This is a genomic window from Mariprofundus erugo, assembly GCF_005818865.1.
Classification (GTDB): Bacteria; Pseudomonadota; Zetaproteobacteria; order Mariprofundales; family Mariprofundaceae; genus Mariprofundus; species Mariprofundus erugo.
Genome location: NZ_VBRY01000003.1, coordinates 47,585 through 68,253, shown reverse-complemented (window position 1 = coordinate 68,253; position 20,669 = coordinate 47,585). Strand labels below are relative to the sequence as shown.

Sequence of the window (20,669 nt, the reverse complement as noted above, 5' to 3'; positions counted from 1 at the left end):
CTAATGCCTGTTACCTCCAATCTTTTCACACACCGATGCCAGCACCTCTTTGGGTGCCGCAATACTCCACAGAGCGCCTTCTGCCAGACGTGCACGGGCCCACTGTCGAACCATTTCCACATCCACCGCACGTATCTGCTCCAGCCACTGCTGCGGTGAATACAGGCTCTCCTCATCCAGTCGCCCGCCCAGATAAAGCATCTGCCCCTCGACAGAGTCCAGCCCCATACGGAACTGCACCTCAAGCTGCCGCTTGGCCCGCTCCACCTCATCCTCTTTCAGGGTGTCAGCAAAATCATCCAGCACCTGTTGCAACACAACGGCGCATTCGGCCGCCCGCTCGGGCTCCGAACCGCATGTCACGCTCCATACACCGGTATCGGTCAGCATACTCAGATGAGAGCCGACACCGTATGCCAGCCCCCGCTTTTCCCGCACCTCACGAAACAGACGGGAACTCATGCCGCCACCCAGCACCTGATTGGCCAGCCAGGCCAGCGGCCGCTCATCCGATGTCACCGTAATCCCCGGAAACGAGAGCACCATCTGTGCCTGCTCACCATCCCGCTCCAGAGCCTGCAACCCTTGCACCGGCGCACCGGGCTGTGATCTCTCTTTTGCCCCGCCCGTCACTGGCCAGGAGTAGTCGGCAAGCGCCGCCACCAGTTCATCGTGACGAATACGACCTGCTGCAGCAATAAGAAGATTACCGTCACTATAGTGCTTTTTCAGATAATCCCGCAGTGAGGCCGCCGTAATACCGGCCAGCGACTCATGCGTGCCAAGCACAGGGCGCCCCAGCGCATGCTCAGGAAACAGCGCCTCCACATGCTGATCCATAATCCACTCTTCCGGGGTATCATCGACCATTGCCATTTCAGCATAGATCACTTCGCGCTCGCGCTCCCACTCATCCTCAGGCAATGCCGGGATGCGCACCATATCGGTCAACACCGCCAGCGCTTCCTGCCAGTGCTCATGTAACACATGCAGGTGAAAGCAGGTCCGCTCACGCGAGGTGAATGCGTTGGCGTTGCCCCCCAGCTCATCCAGCTTTTCTGCCAGCTGATCCACATCCATGCACTGCGTCCCCTTGAACAGCATATGCTCAAGTGCATGCGTCATCCCGGCCTGCCCTTCCACCTCATCCCGGCTGCCGATATCGACAAAGATACCAAGGGCCACACTCTGTGCCTCAGGCATACTGTGACTGAGCACAAGCGGCCCGCCCGGCAAACGGGTTTCCTGATAAAATGCATTAGACATCGGCATGTCGATTAACCACCATTTTTTTCATCTTCATCATAAACTTGCATCATTTACCGCAGCGTACACCGAGTCAGGCAGAGAAAAAACAATTCCGCTTTGCGGCCTATTCCCCCGCACCCGCCATAAGCCATAAAACCCGGCTCACCATCAACCTGAAAGATCACCATCATTGCGATTGCCACCCGCCACAATGCAAAAGAGGCGGGCAAATGCCCGCCTCTCTCAACTCAGTCATGGTGACTGATCAGCTCTTTGCCTCTTCAAGGTCCTTCATGGAGAGACGGATTTTTCCGTTGCGATCCACTTCCAGCACCTTAACGCGTACATCCTGCCCTTCTTTCAGCTCATCAGAGACTTTCTCAACCCTGTGGCTGGCAATCTGGGAGATATGCACAAGCCCGTCGGTACCACCAACGATGCGAACAAAGGCACCGAAGTCCATCAGCTTGACCACTTTACCGGTGTAGATCGCACCAACCTCAACCTCGGCCACGATATCTTCGATCATCTTCTTCGCTGCCTCACCGGCTTCACCGGTCACTGCGAAGATCTTGATCGTACCGTCATCCTCGATATCAACCTTGGCACCGGTCTCCTCCACAATACCACGAATCACCTTACCACCGGAACCGATCACTTCACGGATCTTGTCGGTCTTGATCTTCATGGTGATCATACGAGGTGCATGATCGGCAATGGCAGGACGAGCCGTGTCAATGCACTTGGCCATTTCATCAAGAATATGCATACGGCCGGCATGAGCCTGCGCCAGTGCTTCCTTCATGATTTCACGGGTCAGGCCACCGATCTTGATATCAAGCTGCAGCGTGGTGACGCCCTCACGGGTACCAGCCACCTTGAAGTCCATATCGCCCAGATGATCTTCATCACCCAGAATGTCGGTCAGCACAGCATAACCGTCTGATTCCAGAATCAGGCCCATGGCCACACCGGCCACAGCCGACTTCACCGGCACACCGGCATCCATCAGCGCCAGAGAGGTACCACACACAGAGGCCATGGATGAAGAACCATTGGACTCGGTGATTTCGGAAACGGAACGAATGGCATAACCGAACGCATCCATGGTCGGCAGCACCGGCTCCACACCACGACGGGCAAGACGACCGTGACCGATTTCACGACGGCCCGGAGGGCCATAACGACGCGCCTCACCTACTGAGTACGGCGGGAAGTTGTAGTGAAGCATAAAGCGCTGCTTGGCAACGCCTTCCAGTGACTCGGTCATCTGCATGTCAGATTCGGTACCGAGCGTAATGGTCACCAGAGCCTGGGTCTCACCACGGGTAAACAGAGCGGAACCATGGGTACGTGGCAACACACCCACCTGGCAGTCAATCGCACGCACCTGGCTGGTGCTGCGTCCGTCAATACGCGGGTTACCGGCAATGATTGAACGGCGAACGACACTCTTCTCAAGACTCTTCAGTGCCGATGAAACATCGTTGGAAGAGAACTGACCCGGTGCATCAGCAGTACCGGCAAACTGAACCTGTGCCGCTGCACGGAATGCCTCGATTTTTGCTGCACGGGCAGACTTGTCGACAATCGCATAGGCTTCACGAACCTCTGCTTCGAACGCGGCCTTCACCGCACTCTTCACATCATCGCCGTTACCGGCCAGCTCAACCACAAGTTTCTCTTTGCCGGCAATCTTCGCCAGCTCTTCGATTGCATCAAGAACCGGCTGATAGCCTTCCTGACCGAAGATAATGGCATCAATCATCTGCTCTTCAGAGAGCTCTTTGGCTTCGGATTCAATCATCAGGACTGCATCACGGGTACCGGCAACCACCAGATCCAGCTCGGACGCTTCCATCTGCGCATAGGTCGGGTTCAGCACGAATTCGCCATTGATCAAACCAACGCGCGATGCCGCAATCGGCTCGGCAAAAGGTACATCGGAAATGGCCAGCGCGGCAGAAACGCCATTAATGGCAACGATATCGGGGTTGTTATCTTCATCAGCCGAGATCACGGTCGCGATAATCTGCGTCTCGTTGAAATAGCCTTTCGGGAAAAGCGGGCGAATCGGACGATCGATCAGACGGGAGGTCAGTGTCTCCTTCTCTGAAGGGCGACCTTCACGCTTGAAAAAGCCGCCGAGAAAACGGCCAGCCGCATAGGTTTTTTCCTGATAATGAACGGTCAGCGGCATGAAATCCACACCCTGAAGTGGCTGCTTTGCAGCCGTTGCTGCAACATGGACCACAACATCGCCAAACTGGGCCATCACAGAACCGCCGGCCTGACGTGCTACCCGACCCGTTTCAAATGAAATGGTACGGCCGCTAACTTCAGCCTGCGTCTTTTTAATCTCAAACATAATAGATTCCTTTTTTCGCACATGTCCCTGGCGTGGTTGCAAAGCGACAAAAAAGAAAAAAGGCGGCCCTTTTCAGGGCCGCCGAAAACTGTTTAGCGACGCAGTCCCAGACTTTCGATCAGCGTACGGTAACGATTAAAATCTTTGTTCTTCAAATACTTAAGCAGGTTACGACGCTGGCCAACCATCTTCAGCAGACCGCGACGTGAATGATGGTCTTTATGATGACCCTTGAAGTGCTCGCCAAGCTGATTGATACGCTCAGTCAACAGGGCCACCTGAACCTCCGGAGAACCGGTGTCGCCCTCACTGCGGCGAAATTTTTCAATGATTGTGTTTTTCTCTTCCAGCGCCAAAGACATGAACGTTCTTCCTCTTATTTCACTTTCCTGTTTATAGGGCGGCGAACGATAGCGACAGAGGAGTCGACATGCAAATATTTATTATCGACCGCCAATACTTTTATCGCCCCGACACCTTCGCTCACCCTCCGATCAGGTGAACAATGAGCTTGTTTTTAGGGTACGAGCTCGTTCCTTTTCTTAAAATCACCCGCCCGCCGACGATATCCCCCAGCACGGCAACCAGCGACTCGGCTTCATCCTTATAGCCCTGGTCATAATAAAAGACCGTGGTGGCACTGGTAAGCCCCATGCCGGCTGGCAGCGCCGGGAACTTGCTCGCATACCCTTTCGCCTTCAGCCCGTCAGCCACCTTCTTCTGCACAGCGGATGAAACCCTGGAGGTGTAGATATCAATGTCGACTGCACGACCGGCAACAGCCGCAGGCTTGTCGACAGCAGGCGCAGCAGCTGGTAGCGCAGCCTCCTTCTTGCCCACTACCGGCAGCTTATTCGCGGCAGCCGCGCCACTACGACTCAACCGGTCATCCAGTGATCTGACCTGAGCCTCAAGCATCTCAATGCGCGCATGTGCACTGTCCAGCTCTTCCTTTAACTGGCTGTTTTCTTCCGTGAGCTTGTCCCGCCCGGAGATCGCCACCTGGGCATCCACCAGTTGCTGAATCGTTTTCAGCTTCATATCACTCATCTCATTATGAGCAAGCTGAAGCTGATCCTTGGTATCACGCAAGCTGCTCTCCAGATTGGCCAGGTGATTTTGCCTGTAATTCACCACCGCGGAAGCAACGGAAATCACCAGCGCCGCGGATGCAAGCACCATGGCAACCAGCTGTGATGATCCGGCAAACTTTCCTTCTGACATCAACATCTCCTCAAAATCTGCGCGTCATAAAAAAATAGCCCGGCATAACCGGGCTATTCTCGAACAGTTTTTATTTCAGCCTTTCACCAGATGAATCTCGGCCCGGCGATTTTTCTGCCGCCCCTCATCCGTCGTGTTATCGGCAACAAAGTTGGTTGCCCCCAGCCCCTCGGCATGCACCGACTCAGCCGGAATACCGGCATCCACCAGCGCCCTGGCGACATTCTCCGCCCTGGCCTGACTCAGAGCTTCATTGGTCTTGTAAGGGTGACGGGATTTATGCCGATGGCCCGGGTAACCGCCAATCGGCTCATCATCAGTATAACCGCGTACGGCAATAGTCTGCGCTCTCGGCTTGGCCAGAAACTTTCCGGCCAGCTCCTTCAGAGCCTTGCGCGACTGCGGGGTCAACTCCATATGACCGGAGCGGAATGAAACGGTCACCCAAAGACGATCCTCAGGCACAACAGCTTCCGCTGCTGCGGCCTGCTCGGCAGCAGCCTGACTGGCCAGCTGCTCCGCCTTCTTGTCCTCAATCTCCTGCTTCATCTGCTGCAGGGAGTCGCGCAATGTAGCGACCTCCGACTGCAACTGCTGATTCTCACTTGCCAGCTGGGAGTCAGCGGCAGAAACCACAGGAGCCTCTGGCTGAGGCGGTCCAAAAATAGCGTCTATGGTGCTGCAGGATGACAGCGTCAGCAGTGTTGCCAGCAGCACAAATCTCAATCTGAACATGAATAAAAACTCCCTGAGGTTCCCCGATTGCTGAATTTTAGATAAGCACAGATGGTTCAGCAAGCGATTTCTTTAAACTTAACCATTGTTTTTCCTGAGTATTATGACAAATGTCACAGCATCCGGCGACCATATCGCGGTGAATATGCTTTGCCATATGGCAGCTCTGCCTGAATACTTGCGCGCCGTCAATATATTGCATCCGCGTCATATGTTGTACTGCCCTGGCAATACACACCTGCCGGCAGCACTGCCGTACAAAGCCGAGCCCGCCGCCCAAGCGGCCATCGACGGACCTGGAGATCATCATGAGATTTATACTTGCCATCATCACCCTGCTTGCCTGCATCCCGTATGCCCAGGCAGAGACCCGCTATGTGGTCGACCAGGCCACCCTGCCCATGCGCGCAGGCCAAAGCACATCACACAAAATCATCGCCATGCTGCCTAGCGGCATGGCAGTAGAAGCGCTTGAGCAATCCGATACCGGCTACACGCTGGTGCGTACCCAATCGGGCAAAGAGGGGTGGATGCTCAGCCGCTATCTGATGAAAACACCGGCCGCTCGCGACCGCTTGATTCATGCCGAGCTTGAGCTGGCCAAACTCAATGAACTCAAGGCACAGAAAAAATCGGTTGAAAGCGAGCTGGAAGAGCTCAAGGCAACCAATAGCAAGCTGGAAAAGGAGCTGGAACATATCCGCAGCACGGCAGCCAATGCCGTACAGATGGCCGAGGAGAACAGAGCCCTTAAAAGCAGTGCCGAATCAACCCGACAGGAGCTGGAAACCCTGCAGCAGCAAACCCGGGATATCCGCAACGGCGCCCAGCAGCGCTGGTTCCTGCTCGGCGGCGGAGCCATCCTGCTCGGCATCATACTCGGCCTGATTCTCCCCCGCATGAGAGTACGCCGCAAACAGTGGGGCGGCTACTGACAGCAAACAGCGCCTGATCATCAAATTCGCTGGTCAGGCGTCCAATTCGGACTATCATCCGCCGCATGGCTATTGTGAATCGCCGGGCACGGTACGAATATCATATTCTCGAAACCCTTGAGGCAGGCATGATCCTGTGCGGCCCGGAGGTGAAATCGATTCGTCTGGGTCAGGCCAACCTTGCAGAAGCCCACTGCATCATCCGCAACGACCGGATTCTTCTGCTTGGCTGCCATGTCAGCCCTTACAAGCCGGCCAGCATGAATAATCCGGATCCGACCCGCACAAGAGAGCTGCTGCTTAACAAAAAAGAGGCTGCACGCCTTGTCGGCAAACTCAAGGAGAAGGGGCTCACCCTTGTACCACTGAAGCTCTACTTCAATGCGCGCGGCTATGCCAAGCTGGAAATCGGCCTTGCCCGCGGTAAGAAGATGCACGATAAACGTGCTGCCACCAAAGAACGCGATGTCAAACGCGAGCTGCAGCGCAACTATCGGGTTCGCTCCTAAAAGCTGCTATCACCCCTGATTTTGCAAGGGTCGCACACCATAGAGATGACGATCCTGCCGCTGTAGCATGGCCGCAATGTTGAACGTACTCCTCGGCATGGCCGCCATTATCCTCGCCGGCATCGTCTGGCGTCTGACGCTCGGCATGAAGTCTGCAGACGTCATGCGCTCACAGCTGGCCCAGGGCGTCTACCATGTATTCCTGCCTGCACTGGTCATCCATGTGCTGTGGCAGTTCCCCATCGACCTGAACACGCTGCGCACACCGGTTGTCGCGGCCCTCTCGGTGCTGCTGTCCCTGCTGGTGGCATTTCTTCTCTATGGCAACGGCAAGCTGATACGCACCTTTATGCCGGGCAATGAACAGAAAGCCATCGGGGCACTGTTGCTGGCATGTGCATTCGGCAACTTTTCATATCTGGGATTGCCTGTACTGAGCCAGACCTTCGGCACATGGGCCCAGGTGGTTGCCATCCACTTCGATCTGCTCGCCAGCACCCCGATTCTGTTCACTGTCGGTATTGTACTGGCTCGCCACTACGGCAAGCAGGGCGAGGGTATGCATCCGCTGCTCAGTCTGTTTCAGGTACCGGCGATCTGGGCCGCTATAGCAGGCCTGCTGCTAAGCGCATTTTCCATCCCCATGCCTGCATGGCTGGATAAAGCACTGACCACACTGGGGGCCGCCGTCGTTCCGCTGATGCTGCTATCCGTTGGCATGGCACTGCGCTGGCAATCCGGCTGGCTACCGCGCATTCCCGTCCTGCTGCCCGTGGTCATCATCCAGTTGCTGATCATGCCGCTGATTGCATGGAGCAGCGCCATCGGTGTCGGTATGCCGGAAAAATTCATGGCCCCGGTCGTTATTGAGGCGGCCATGCCAACCATGGTCCTTGGCCTCGTCATCTGCGACCGCTTCAAGCTCGATGTCGCCCTCTATGCAGAAGCCGTCACATTGACCACGCTGCTCTCCCTGGTCACGCTGCCACTCTGGCTGCAACTGATTTCCTGATCTCATTGAGACACCTGACGCTCCTGGCTCGGGGCAATGGCTATGCACATACTCGCAAAATGCCAATAGCGCCTGACGCACTCAGAACTCCGACTCATGCGCCCATGAGTCATGCGGACTAGTAATACTGCTTGATGTAGTTGTATGCCCGGTCAAAGAGGTCCTGGTCTTTGATCTGGTACTTCACGTAGATGACCTTGCGCAAAGCCTTCTGCACTTCGCGCTCGCCGGCCTTGGTACTTTGCCAGCCGGGGAAGCGGACCAGGCGAACGATCTCATCAATGTCATTGACGATCCGTTCGACAACAACCGGTGTCTCCTTGCCTTTGACCTCGCTGAATAGTTCGGTCAACGCAGCCTTGGCATTCGCCTGCTCATCGACAGGATCGGTCTGCTGCTCTGCCTCCACCACCTCTTTAGCCAAAGTCAGAAGCTCTTTGAGAAAATCGATACTATGCAGCAACCCTTGCTCATGACGCTCTTTGAGCTTCTCCAGACGCTCGCCAAGTGCAACGAACTGAGGATTGCCCTGATGTTTGCGCAAACGGGCAATGATCTTGATCTCAACCTCTTTGGATTTCTTGTCAGGGTTGGATTGCAGCAGCTCTTCCAGAATCTCGGCATCCAGCACCAGGGTTTCCAGATCATCCCTCACTGGCTCTACATGCACATTCTCATGCACCAGCTCAATGGTCTTGGCACCAAGTGCATGCCACAGGAGCTTGCCGTTGCCACTCGGCGGTTTCACCGATTCATAAACCTGCGACAGCCAGCGATAGTCCTTTTCGTAGGACTTCAGACACGGATCAGGCGACAGAGCTTCCCAGAGCCTTGTAAGGGCTGAGAACTCTGCTGCCAGACGATCTCGGGTATCGTTGTCCGGCAGACAGTCCTGTGCCGCAATCAATCCTTCATAGCCGCCGACGGTGCGGTCCACATTTGGGAAGAAGGCCAGGCACTTGGTCATCAGTACCGGCAGCTCTTTTTTGAGGTCATCCAAGTTGGTGATGACCTGTTGCACTGCCTTCTCATCGAAGTCGAGTGCATTGGCCACATCATCGAAGATGCCCAGGTAATCGACAATCAAGCCGTGTGTTTTACCCGGATAGACTCGGTTCGTTCTCGTGATCGCCTGCAACAGGTTATGGTCGCGCATCGGCTTATCGAGATACATGGCCTGCAGAATCGGCGCATCAAATCCGGTGAGCAGTTTGGATGTCACGATGATGAACTTCAGCGGATCGTTGGGGGCCCGGAATCGATCCAGCAGCTTCTCTTCATCCTCTTTGGAGATTTTCCACTCGGCGAACTCGTCGCCTTTGCCACCAGAAGTGTGCATGACGATGGCACTGGCCTCTGGGCCTACAATCTCATCAAGAGCACGTTTGTAGAGCACGCAGCACTGGCGATCGAAGGTAACGATCTGGGCCTTGAATCCGTTTGGTGCGACCTTCTGGTCATAGTGATCAGCAATATGCCGGCATATTGCGTCGACTCTGGCCGGAGCCTTGATCAGCACCGCCATCTTGGCCGCACGCTTGGCCAGTTCATCCTGATCCTCTTCATTGAGCTGATCGGTGATCTGGGCATAGGCCTCATCGATTGCATCCTTGTTGAGATGCAGCTTCACATCCACCGCCTCAAAATGGAGAGGCAGTGTTGCCTTGTCCCGAATCGAGTCCTGGAAGGAGTAGCGGCTCATATAGCCCTGTTCATCTTCCTCGGCACCGAAGGCCCAGAAGGTATTGCGGTCGCGCTTGTTGATCGGCGTACCGGTCAGACCAAACAGAAACGCATTTGGCAGCGCTTCACGCATCTTGCGGCCAAGATCGCCTTCCTGAGTACGATGCGCTTCATCCACCATCACAATGATATTGGATCGCTCATTCAGGCAGCTATCCGCCTCGGCAAACTTATGGATGGTGGTAATGATGATCTTGCGGGAATCGGCCGCGAGCATGCCCTGCAGCTCCTGCCGGTTATTGATGCCGATCATGTTCGGCACATCGGCAGCATTGAAGGTCGCGGTGACCTGGGTATCCAGGTCGATACGATCCACCACAATCATCACAGTCGGGTTTTTGAGCTTTGGATGCATGCGCAGCTTCTGCGAAGCGAACACCATCAACAGCGACTTACCAGAGCCCTGGAAATGCCAAATCAGGCCCTTCTTGGTGCGGCCAAGCAGGACGCGCTCAATCATCAGGTTCGCTGCCTCATACTGCTGATAGCGGCAAATGATCTTAATGCGGCGATGCTTTTTGTCCGTCGCGAACAGGGTGAAGTTCTGCAGGATATCGAGAATCACCTCGGGCTTGAGCATACTCTGCACAGAGCGCTTCACATCGAGCATCGTGCCTTCGGACTTATTATCCCGCTCATGCCATGGGCCCCAGATATCGATAGGCATACGAATAGAGCCGTAGCGATAACATTTCCCTTCGGTCGCGAATGAGAAGACATTCGGCACAAACATCTGCGGCACGCTCTGCTCATAGCCATTGTGGATGTCGCTGGCCCCATCAACCCAGGTGACCGCCGGCCGTACAGGAGTCTTGGCCTCACCGATTACCACCGGAATACCGTTCACAAGCAACACGATATCGAAACGGCGGCCACCTTCCTTGACCGGATAGACCCACTGATTGGTAACGACATAATCGTTGTTGTTGAGATCGTCGAAATCGATCAGCCGGACCTGGGTATGCTCGCCATTCTCACCAAATGGCATGGACTTCTCGCCACGCATCCATTCCGCAAACAACTCATTGGCACGCACCAGGCCTTCGCTCTGCACGGCCAAAGGAATGGTACGAAGGCGGTACAGCACTTCATCCGCCCGATCAGGCTGGGCCTGTATTTCAGGGTTCAACCGAATCAGGGCATCGCGCACCTGGGTTTCAACGAGCACATCGGAATGCTGGCGAGGAAGCTCTTCTGCCGGCACAAAGCGCCAGCCCTTGGTCTCATCGGCATAAGGCTTATACCCTTCGGCCACCGTGCTGCCGAACATCCTTCCACCCAGCGTATCGAGAACCATCTGTTCAACTGTGTTTTCCTCGTTAAACATAGTTATTCAACCGGACCGCGACGCTGATACCTCCAGCGATTAACCACATCTTGGGTCTGAGTGTCGGGACTTGCATCGTTTTGCCAGCCCTTGTCGAAATCGATGTCATTTGATTTCGGTAGCTGTTCAGGTTTCAAATCCCTGATGAGAATGCGCGAAGGAAGCATTGCCGCTTGTCCAACAAAGATCGCCTCCTGCCTACGTAGGCCAGATAGCATCTTCGTCAGACCGGACATCGAATCTGGCAGTATGGATCGCACATGCTCCCTGTCAGCGTCATTGGTAATTCTCAGAACAATCCAGCTATTACATTGCGAAAGAACAGTTGCCTCAACTTCGCTCGGGCGCTGCGATACCAACAAGAGTCCCACGCCATATTTTCGTCCTTCCTTAGCGATGCGCCTAATTGCTTCTTGAGCGGCCTCATACTGCGCTTCGCCCCGATTCGGAACGTAGCGATGAGCTTCCTCGCAAACCAAAAGGATCGGATCAGATTCTCTCTCTAACTGGGTCTGCCATATCTTTAAATTGAACAGGGTGCGAGCAATAACCGCACTCGATACACCTGCGACTTCGTTGGGGACGCCAGACAGATCTACAATGCGTGGCTGAGGACCGTCCCCCGTGAGTTGCTTGATGACTTCAGGGAATGGATCGTTACCGCCATCATTCCATTCCGCCATCATGAATCGGAGTCTGGCATCGGTCATCAAAACTTCGAGCTTTTGAAGAATCGAGTTATGAGAGTCCTGCTTGCTGGCCTGTGGGGGTTTGTCCGCGTCGATTTTTGCTTTGAGTGTCGACAGTTTATATGGAACAGGCGAGTCAACAGTAATGCTATTGGCATCGAGACCAAGTTGTTGCGCTCCCTCTTCACGGGCAGCCATAAGGGCGCTCTTGACGATATTGGCTTGAGAGGTAGCAACAAATTCAGTCTTTCCAATCAACAAGGCAACCGTCTCTTGAAAGTTCAAGAGCCAATATGGAAGGGTTAATGTTCCGTCATCAGAGGAAAGTTTTGTGTGATCCGCAAAAGCAGTTCCGTATTCGCCATGAGGATCGAGAATTATTATTCTAGGTTTCCATTTCTCGTATGAGTTTTTGTCGCCTCTCTCAAGGATACTGTGGATGATGGCGGCAACCGTACCCGACTTACCTGCACCTGTTGAGCCAAGAACGGCTGTGTGTTTACCGAGCAGTTCATTCAAATCCGCAAGGCAGGGCGTCCCTCCGGAGCCGACATGCTGCCCAAGCTGAACGACGGCACCTTTTGCTTTGCCATAAATAAACCGCAACTCAGCTTTCGGGGTCAGGTAAACGGTTTGCTGCGGAAGTGGATAAGTTGAAACCCCGCGTTCAAAGCGAAGTTCCCATTCGCCGGATGCCCCATGAACCCATTCGCCTTCGCCGAATAGGTCAGCTTCGACAATTCTTTCATCAGAGGATGACGCTGGTATCAATCCCCGTTCTGCCTGAAATTCGGACTTCATCCTAAGTCGGCCAACCAATGCGTAGACAAGTCGTCGTCCGAAGTGAATTCTTATAATGGAGCCAAATTGCCCGATGGGATAGGTCTCTCCTGCATACACCCGAGAAAGTTCAGAAAGGGTTGGATTCAGCTCGGCGACAAGGCGAGAGCCATCAACCTCGATTATCCGACCTATTGCTAGGTTCTCAATTGGCTCATTGGGATTGCGAGTCGACATGCTCATCTTTCACCCCCCAGCAGGCGAGTAAGATTTTCAAATTTCCACCAAAGTAGATCGTCATTGGATAACGTTTTATTGCTTCCGTGAAAGAACCCGCGATTTGCGAAAATAAGTACCTGTTCGGTAATAGAGGGGTCGCCATGCCATTTTTTCAGTTGGCCCTGTGGATCATTATCAGAGGTAAACGCCACAACGGTCAGGCGGCCAGCCGATTCACGTAAGGCACGATCAATCTCAAGGTTGATGTGAGAATCGCCAAAGCGATATCCACACGTAATGAGAATTTTCTGTGAACCCGGAACAGCTCGTAATGCTTTTCTCCCATATTCAGCCAATTGAGCGTAGGGATCCCTCTGTGTTTCGCGGTACTTGGTTGACGCAGGCCAAATGAGAATTCTCTTGTCGCCCTCATCTAGTACGTTGACATTGCCGGCGACTCGGCGAGGAAGCGGGTCGTTTTTGAACTCGCACCAGTTTATAGAGCCGTGCAATTTAAAAACCCGTGATGAGAGCCCATCACGATCAAAAACCACTGGGTTCCACCATCCAGTGACTCCTCCTTCTAGACCATCTGAGAATGAAACCCTTTCCAATGCAAGTGCATCTTCAAGAAGCGTGTCGTAGTTGAGGCTAAGGTAATCCACGCAAGCAAGGGCGTCTAATTTACCTGGACGCATTGGGCGATGAACGGCTTTTACAAATTCCCGATGAACAGCCACATCAATCTTATCGCCGTCGCACTCGATGATATCAGAAATAGTGCGCTTGATTTTTTCAGCAGACTCTCTTAATTGCTGTCCCGAATACTTCTTGCCGTTGATGGAAACTTGCTTATCCGTCGCGCCTCGTTCGGCTCTTCTTTCTGCAATAGCCAGCAAGTCGACGATTTCACTCAGGTAGTCCTCTATATTGGGCCCGCTTGCACCAGCGAAACTTTTCTGAATTCCCTTGAGGATATCCGAAGTATCAACATCGAGGCCATCACGCCCCAATACCTTAGCTGTAAGCTCCTCCATCAATGGAAGTCCTGCACATTTACTGCAACCAGCTCCGAGTAAGAATACTTTTCCATTCTGTGCCATTAACGCATCTAAGGCTTCGAGCGCCTCATGAAACGGTGCTTCCAATATTGTATCCAAGTTGTCAGGCGAACCCATCCAAACCTCCAGCCCTTTGCAGCTCCAGCTTAGGGTTTATATCACTCTTCCACAGCGGTGCCAAAGAGCTTTCGCCAAGCATATCGAGCACCATCTTCTCAATAGTTTTTTCCTCGTTGAAATAAGCCATCAGCCTCGTCTCCCATGAACCTTCCTAGCGAGTCTTGCACAACCAATGGTGTTTTCAAAAATCAGCAGAGGCACTTGAATCTTCTCGGCCACATATCGTGCATGCCCTTCCTCTGCATTTTGGAACTTTGTCAGGAAGGAGGCATCCCACTTTTTATTGTCTCTGGCAGCTAAGCGTCTGGATATCTCTTCCGTGTCGCCTTTGATAAGAATCAGTCGGCCAGGGTTCATGGCCTCAAACACTGCCGTTTCGATTGGCTCAATTTGGCCTTGGCTATTGATCAAAGTGAAGTGGCCATCAAGAAGCAATCGACAATACTGTTCCTTGGCGGATTGCAGTTGTTGGAGCAATACCGTTTGATTATCGGAGACATCATTCACACGTTTCTCTTTTTCAATTCTCCGTCCATGGGCTGCGATCAAGGAGCTTGCAGTTTCGCATTGATAGCCAAGGGGGCCAAATGCCTTCTGGCATATGGTGCTTTTCCCAACGCCGTGAATGCCTCCAACAAAGAGCATCGATGAAGAGACTGCAGGAATCGGTGATTGTCTCTTAGAGATCAATTCCATATCGGCATCATCCAGATAATAAAATGACTGTGGCGGCACTTTTTGGCCAGTCAACTCACTTAGCTCCATCGGAGTGGTCATCTCATAGACATTACCAAGTACAAATGCACTGGCGCTGCGCTGACCTGAAAAATAGTCACGAAAGAATTGGCGCGAAATTCCTGACCCGTAAGAAGTCTGAGTCCAGATGCGTGACGGTGCGCCGACCAAGCAATCGACGACTTCTGCAACGGCAACGATCTTTTTCACCGGCGCGGTGCAATACAGAACCAAGTGAGAGACATCCTTGCTCGGAATCACCTTGCGAAATTCGAACACCTTATTACCGGCAAGTATGTTGGATACATGCTCCGGATGAATGGAAATCAATGCGTATCGGCTCATTAATTCAGTCCCCTGCCGAAGCACTGTAGATATTGATCATGTGTTATTTTCCTAATGCTTTGAATAGGTCCCCGTATACCAGCTTGTGAGAGTTCTGCTTGGCTAATCGGTGGGAAGTTCCGAATGAAGCGAAAGAGGATGACCAGTGTCTGTCGTTGCAACCATCTTTCAATCTCGGCTCTCGAATAGACAGTGCGCTTGGATACCATGGGAAGCACTGTGCCAATCTCACGGCCACGATAGGCTTGCTCGACAACGCCAATGCATTCGACGCTCATCCGGTCATGAGTTCGGTAAAACAACAGTAGATCTCCAGGCTGAATCTGCGTTGTGTTTGCATGGCAGATATAGGCTTTCTTAATCGTATTCGCTTGCGGACTATACTGGCTTGGATCATTCGCGAATAAACCTCTCGCGGTATCGCTTGTATCAGCGAAAAGGTCATTGTGATATTCAGGCCTGATAGGAATGATGAACTTGCCTACATCATCTGCATCCAAGTAGTGAGGGTAGAACTGCATCGCATACGTCAGCGGCTCCATATCAGGTGGCACCGTATGCGGTGCTAACATCGTTTTGATATAGACATCATCCCTGTCTTGATACTTTCCAGCGAATTCGAAGCCATAGTCCTGACACAAAGAAACCAGCAGTTCATGCTCCTTGCCGTAGGTGTGCAGGTAGACGTAAGGGATATCGTGTTCGACGGCATACTTGAAGGCAGAAAACAGCAGCCGTTCACCAAGCTTACGGCCGCGCACACTTTCGCCGACCTTGAACGTGCAGAGCTTAAGAGCAATCCCATTCAGAGGAGAGCCGCCGTCAACAATAGTCGGGTATTCCTCTTGCTTGTATATGCAGATGGCATGAACTTCTCCCTTGTTATGTACACACCATGCAGTTCGGTGCTCAGCAGCCTTATCCAAATACCATTTATTGAATCCAGGATATCCATCCCTCAACGAGTCGAAGAAAGGTTGGTTAACGTCAAATTCGTGGAGCAGCTTTTCTTGAATCCCGTATGGTGGAGGCTGCTCTTCATCAGTTTGTGATTTGAGGAACGCAAGAAACTGGTCGAGTCGATGGACGTGTTCCTGAACATTCGCCTGGCGGGCTTTTTTATGCAGGTCCTTGTCGTTGGTGACCAAAAAGTGAACAGAACCACGACACAATGCGTGAAGCAGAAGATTATCTATTCGATCATTATCACTGTTTTGCCGCCACCCATATTCCAGCAGTTTCTCGCTTGATAATTCGGGTGGTGAAGGGATGGTTTGATATTGCCGAAGGCGAGATAAAACGATGTCTCGCCTTTGCTCGTCCTTATCCCTTCGAATGTCCTCCGCCTGACTTGGATGAACATACAAGATATGACCATTCTGCTCCGACATCCGCCTCATCTCAGCCAATGAAGGATCGAGCGTTCTGGCTGTATCCTCCAAAGGGATAAGGATGTTGGTATCGATCAGGACATTCACAGTTAAGCCAGTCGAACCTTCTGTTCAACGGGGCATTCTTTATACATGAAAGTCCCCAATGTACTTCTCAATGAGCTGCTTCTTTACCTCGGTGCACTTCACCATATGCTCCTGCACATTGTTTCTTTGCTCTCTGATGGCATCAAGCAAACCTACAATTCGCCTCTGCTTCTCAAGCGAAGGAGAAGGAAGCCAAAGTGGCATTAAATGTTTGTGGTTAAGTTGTGGCAGACTTGTTGTTTCCGAGACTCGGTGAAGTCGGATTAATTTGATGACCCAGTAAAGATAACCAGAAAGGCACGTGCTTTCCTTTGGTACTAATGCCATCAAATTAGGATCAAGAGCCGCTGACTTTCTCAGTTGACCAACCTTATTGAGGAAAATAGTTGCTCCTCTTTTAGGAAATATGACTGTCCCGGGAGGAAAGATTCGAATGCTATGATTTTCATCCTCAAAAAAGGTGACTTCGGCGTCTGAAAGTGATGTCTCCTCATTGTTCCTATTAAAATCTGCAACTTTAAAGAAGAGAGTATCGCCAAGAGAGTCTTTCGCTGACGTTGGCTCACCATTTCCACTTTGTGCAGTAAATAAGTGGTTGCCCTGGACCACCTTAAAATCCGGCGGTAGAGGTTGCTTGAGTTTTCCAGTAAATATATTCAGTTGGGAGACTGGTATTAAGTTGTGTGCAAGTGATAGCTCAGCCTTTTGAGCTTCAACCAGTGTTTTACATTGATTTTGAACTGATTCATCCGCCGTCCACAGAATTTCGGCAATACGTTTCTGTTCATCAATCGATGGCAGCGGAAATTCAAAGTCCTTCAATGCAGTCCAACTGGTTCTCGGCGACAGAGACCCAGCCGAGGTGCCAAGCGCATGATCGAAAAAAGCATCGCTCTGGCATATGAAGGGCAGGAGTTCGGGTAACAGAATCATCTTGTCTTTCGGTTCAAACGTCAGAATATCTCCTGAGCAGATCCCTTCAAACTCAGCATAGGCAACTTTGCGTTGATAGGCTCGGCGCTTACCGAAAAGCGTCTGGCCAGGAACAAACTTACGGGTGAAAGATGTGCTTTCCTCCGCTGAATTCCATCGCTGAATATGCAGATTCTCGGGGTCGATGTGCTCCAACCCAACGACTCGTTCAATGCCGCTAGCAACGGGATCTCGCTCCACAAGGTTGGCGTTTTTTACCACATCACCGAACTTCACCATCTTCCATCTATGTTTTGAAAAGCTGGTCATTCAACTACCCCCAAAGATGGCTTGAGCAGTTTGTACGCGACATTGTGATATTTAGATAGCAACCAACTCATGGACGGAGCAATTTCCTCATATTTATCCTCGAACAAATATCCTTGCCTGGTAAAACAGCCTATTCCCCTCCATACGGCAGGTAGAAATTTAATGTTGTTCAATTCGCCTTTGATAGAAACAACCCATCCATTTTGAGTAGGGAAGAAGTCATCCAGCACAGAAAGACAATCTATTACGTCTTCCATTGGAATTCCTGAGGCTTCACTAATCATCTCCAGATCAGCAGAAAATCCATCATGATCAATATAATAACCGCCAAACACCTCAATCATTAAATGTAACAAATACGGAATCTTATACCGGTGATGGTTTTTCTTTATCTTTTCAAAAGATCGCTGGAAGTTTGTTGGTGTTACCAATAATCTTAATCGATCCATTATATCTGACGTTTCGTATCGATCTAATGATTCAACGGCATTTTTGATGATTAATATCCTTGCCCTATGCTCAGTAAGCATAACTTGCTGTGCCCAAGGGTATCCCTCGGTATCGAAGAGCTTACTTTGAGCATCTTTGTACGAAATCCCCTCTTTCTCCGCAATCCAATGAATACATTCCCCTGACAATCCGGGGTATTTCTGAAATGCGGCATACAGTTTCTGCACCCGAATCAAGGGGTCTTTCTCAAAAAATGTAACGCGACATGCACGGTCATACTTTCTAATCTTCATTGGAAGTTCGGATTCAGGGTTGTCTCTTTTGAACTTCGAATACTCCTTGCTGCAAATACGTTCAGCCGTCGCTGCGTACCATCCCGAAATAAAAAGTTGTTTACGTAAATTGTCATTGACACCAAAAGGAGGTGGAAAATAGGCCTCAACATTATCCGAATCAGTCAAAGAGAACTGCAACACGGACACCTGTGTATCCGGCTCATAGCGGACAAATGCAGTCCGATCCCTCTCAGGAGTCTCTTGGTGTCTGATTATTGCTCCTTTAGGAATATCGAGGAACGTTCTCCAACCAAAAATTTTAAAAAGGTCTGCGAACCCCGTTCCACCGGATTTTGCATCCACTAAGGTTTTAGCCGTAAAATCTTCTGAAGCCGGAGTACTAACGACATCCAACTCTAATATCTCTCTGCCTTCATGATGAAGAATTAAACGCGATTCAACAAAATAACCAAATGCTCTAATAAATGATGCGACAGCATCCTCGTACTGCTCACCATCGGGAGATTTCGGTAGACTTATCATACTAATTACCTGCTCTCTTCACGTTGGTTGCCCAAAAAGCCCCGTCAGGAAAAGCTGAGTAGCTTGTGAAGCTCAACATTCTTGCAGTCTCTCGAAAAGGTCAGCCATAGATTCCCGCAAAGCAATCGAACTATCCTGCCAGTTCGCAATGGCCTGCTGGAGATCAATCGCATCGGCCTCTCCGTTGCCATTGCTGTTCCCGTTGTTCGCTCGGACATAGAGGGGAATGCTGAGGTTGCTGTTTTTCTCCCGAATTTCGTCATTGCTGACAACTCGGGTAAAGCCATCCTCATCACCGTAACTCTCATAGGCAGCAACTATGCGCTGGATATGGTCGTCGGTGAGAAAGCTCTGCGCTCGCTCGCGGGTCACTTCGTTTACCGCATTGATGAACAACACCTTGTTTCGGCGCTCCTTCGGCTTATTCATCCGACAGATAATAACGCATGCTTCCATAGGCGAGTTGTAGAAGAGATTCGGCCCAAGGCCGAGCACGCACTCAACCACATCGTGAGCGACGAGCTTTTCACGCATCGCCTGTTCTTCATTGCGGAAGAGAACCCCATGCGGAAAAAGAATCGCGCAACGGCCGGAGCCCGGCTTCATGCTCTTGATGATGTGCTGCCAGAAGGCGTAATCGGCGCGCCCCTGTGGCGGTGTGCCGTAGATATTCCGGCCCCAAGGGTCAGCGGACCAGGCATCTCGATCCCACTGTTTGATCGAATAAGGTGGATTGGCCAGGACCACATCGAACTGCTTCAACTTGTCACCTTCGACAAACACTGGATTGGCCAGTGTATCACCACGAACAATTTTGAAATCCTCAATGCCATGCAGGAAGATGTTCATCTTGCCGATAGCTGAGGTGAGCAGGTTCCTTTCCTGACCGTACAGGCGAACGTTGCGCCACTCCTTTCCCTGACGTTTCAGGTGAGTGACCGCAGAAAGCAGCATGCCGGCCGAACCGCAGGTTGGATCGTAGATCGATTCGCCGGGCTGAGGCTCTAACATCTCGGTCATCAGGTGCACAACCGTGCGGTTGGTATAGAACTCGGCTGCAGTATGACCTGAATCGTCTGCAAATTTCTTAATCAGGAACTCATAGCCGACGCCAAGCTCATCTTCCGGGCAGTTGGTAATGGAGAGTGTTTGCGAACTGAAGTGTTCAATCAGCTCACGCAGCATGCGATCAGGCAAACGATCCTTGTTCGTCCACTGTGCATCGCCGAACACAGCAAATAACGTATCCGGATTAGCCTTCTCGATCTCCCGCAGCGCATCCTGGATCGCCTTGCCGACATTCTGCACCTCAGTCCGAATGACTTTCCAATGGGCGTTGGCCGGAATCTGGAAGCGATGCTGCTCGGGCATGGCCGCGTATTCCTGATCGCCACCGGACTCTTCCAGTGCCTCGGCCAGCTCTTCATCGTAGACGTCACACAAGCGCTTGAAGAACAGCAGCGGGAAGATGAACTGCTTATAGTCGCCGGCATCGATATAGCCGCGCAGCAGAGTAGCAGCACCCCAGAGGTAGGATTCGAGTGCGGATTGGGAGATTCTTTTACTCATGACTGTTTGACTACTCTCCATCCATATTGATGCGATAGAACATCTGACGATTCCGGAAAAAA

At 51.9% G+C, this 20,669-nt stretch carries 17 protein-coding genes; 3 read left to right on the top strand and 14 right to left on the bottom strand.

The features are described 5' to 3' along the window. From FEF65_RS03845 to FEF65_RS03825, 5 genes are all read right to left on the bottom strand, one after another. Entirely contained in the window at positions 1-1,266 is a 1,266-nt protein-coding gene (locus tag FEF65_RS03845) for a M16 family metallopeptidase (protein WP_138238473.1), read from the bottom strand. Positions 1,267-1,513: 247 nt separating this feature from the next. Then, positions 1,514-3,616 (bottom strand): polyribonucleotide nucleotidyltransferase, encoded by a 2,103-nt coding sequence (gene pnp / locus FEF65_RS03840; protein WP_138238472.1) that lies wholly within the window; start codon positions 3,614-3,616, stop codon positions 1,514-1,516. A 92-nt stretch (positions 3,617-3,708) separates the two neighbouring features. Then, on the bottom strand, positions 3,709-3,978 hold the full coding sequence (rpsO, locus tag FEF65_RS03835) for a 30S ribosomal protein S15 (RefSeq protein WP_138238471.1): 270 nt from the start codon (positions 3,976-3,978) through the stop codon (positions 3,709-3,711). 121 nt (positions 3,979-4,099) lie between these two features. Then, on the bottom strand, positions 4,100-4,840 hold the full coding sequence (locus tag FEF65_RS03830) for a hypothetical protein (RefSeq protein ID WP_138238470.1): 741 nt from the start codon (positions 4,838-4,840) through the stop codon (positions 4,100-4,102). 75 nt (positions 4,841-4,915) lie between these two features. Continuing rightward, complete coding sequence (locus FEF65_RS03825) at positions 4,916-5,575, bottom strand: OmpA family protein (protein ID WP_138238469.1); 660 nt, start codon at positions 5,573-5,575, stop codon at positions 4,916-4,918. 308 nt (positions 5,576-5,883) lie between these two features. Between FEF65_RS03825 and FEF65_RS03820 the strand changes: the two genes are divergently transcribed. From FEF65_RS03820 to FEF65_RS03810, 3 genes are all read left to right on the top strand, one after another. Then, a complete protein-coding gene (locus FEF65_RS03820) occupies positions 5,884-6,510 on the top strand; it encodes a TIGR04211 family SH3 domain-containing protein (RefSeq protein WP_138238468.1) in 627 nt (208 codons plus the stop codon). A gap of 65 nt (positions 6,511-6,575) precedes the next feature. Beyond that, positions 6,576-7,019 carry an SsrA-binding protein SmpB gene (gene smpB / locus FEF65_RS03815; RefSeq protein ID WP_138238467.1) on the top strand — a complete coding sequence of 148 codons (444 nt, stop codon included), beginning with the start codon at positions 6,576-6,578 and terminating at the stop codon, positions 7,017-7,019. A gap of 76 nt (positions 7,020-7,095) precedes the next feature. Next, complete coding sequence (locus tag FEF65_RS03810) at positions 7,096-8,031, top strand: AEC family transporter (RefSeq protein ID WP_138238466.1); 936 nt, start codon at positions 7,096-7,098, stop codon at positions 8,029-8,031. Positions 8,032-8,149: 118 nt separating this feature from the next. On the opposite strand, the gene FEF65_RS03805 is transcribed toward FEF65_RS03810, so the two are convergent. From FEF65_RS03805 to FEF65_RS03770, 9 genes are all read right to left on the bottom strand, one after another. Continuing rightward, positions 8,150-11,101: a type I restriction endonuclease subunit R gene (locus tag FEF65_RS03805; protein WP_138238465.1), complete on the bottom strand. Its 2,952-nt coding sequence runs from the start codon at positions 11,099-11,101 to the stop codon at positions 8,150-8,152. 2 nt (positions 11,102-11,103) lie between these two features. Beyond that, the gene (locus FEF65_RS03800; protein WP_202978222.1) at positions 11,104-12,813 is read right to left on the bottom strand and encodes an ATP-binding protein; all 1,710 of its coding nucleotides are present in this window, start codon (positions 12,811-12,813) and stop codon (positions 11,104-11,106) included. Then, positions 12,810-13,967, bottom strand: a complete 1,158-nt coding sequence (locus tag FEF65_RS03795; protein WP_138238464.1) for an SIR2 family protein — start codon at positions 13,965-13,967, stop codon at positions 12,810-12,812. Before FEF65_RS03795 ends, FEF65_RS03800 begins: the two co-directional genes overlap by 4 nt. Further along, positions 13,954-14,097, bottom strand: coding sequence for a hypothetical protein (locus FEF65_RS13355; RefSeq protein WP_161595170.1), 144 nt, complete (start codon positions 14,095-14,097; stop codon positions 13,954-13,956). The genes FEF65_RS03795 and FEF65_RS13355 overlap by 14 nt, the downstream gene beginning before the upstream one ends. Then, positions 14,097-15,050: an AAA family ATPase gene (locus FEF65_RS03790; RefSeq protein ID WP_138238463.1), complete on the bottom strand. Its 954-nt coding sequence runs from the start codon at positions 15,048-15,050 to the stop codon at positions 14,097-14,099. The genes FEF65_RS13355 and FEF65_RS03790 overlap by 1 nt, the downstream gene beginning before the upstream one ends. Then, complete coding sequence (locus FEF65_RS03785; RefSeq protein ID WP_138238462.1) at positions 15,050-16,528, bottom strand: PIN domain-containing protein; 1,479 nt, start codon at positions 16,526-16,528, stop codon at positions 15,050-15,052. The genes FEF65_RS03790 and FEF65_RS03785 overlap by 1 nt, the downstream gene beginning before the upstream one ends. Positions 16,529-16,567: 39 nt before the next feature. Further along, complete coding sequence (locus tag FEF65_RS03780) at positions 16,568-17,770, bottom strand: restriction endonuclease subunit S (protein ID WP_138238461.1); 1,203 nt, start codon at positions 17,768-17,770, stop codon at positions 16,568-16,570. After that, a complete protein-coding gene (locus tag FEF65_RS03775) occupies positions 17,767-19,038 on the bottom strand; it encodes a hypothetical protein (protein ID WP_138238460.1) in 1,272 nt (423 codons plus the stop codon). Before FEF65_RS03775 ends, FEF65_RS03780 begins: the two co-directional genes overlap by 4 nt. A gap of 72 nt (positions 19,039-19,110) precedes the next feature. Then, on the bottom strand, positions 19,111-20,607 hold the full coding sequence (locus tag FEF65_RS03770) for a type I restriction-modification system subunit M (protein WP_138238459.1): 1,497 nt from the start codon (positions 20,605-20,607) through the stop codon (positions 19,111-19,113). Positions 20,608-20,669 lie beyond the last annotated feature (62 nt).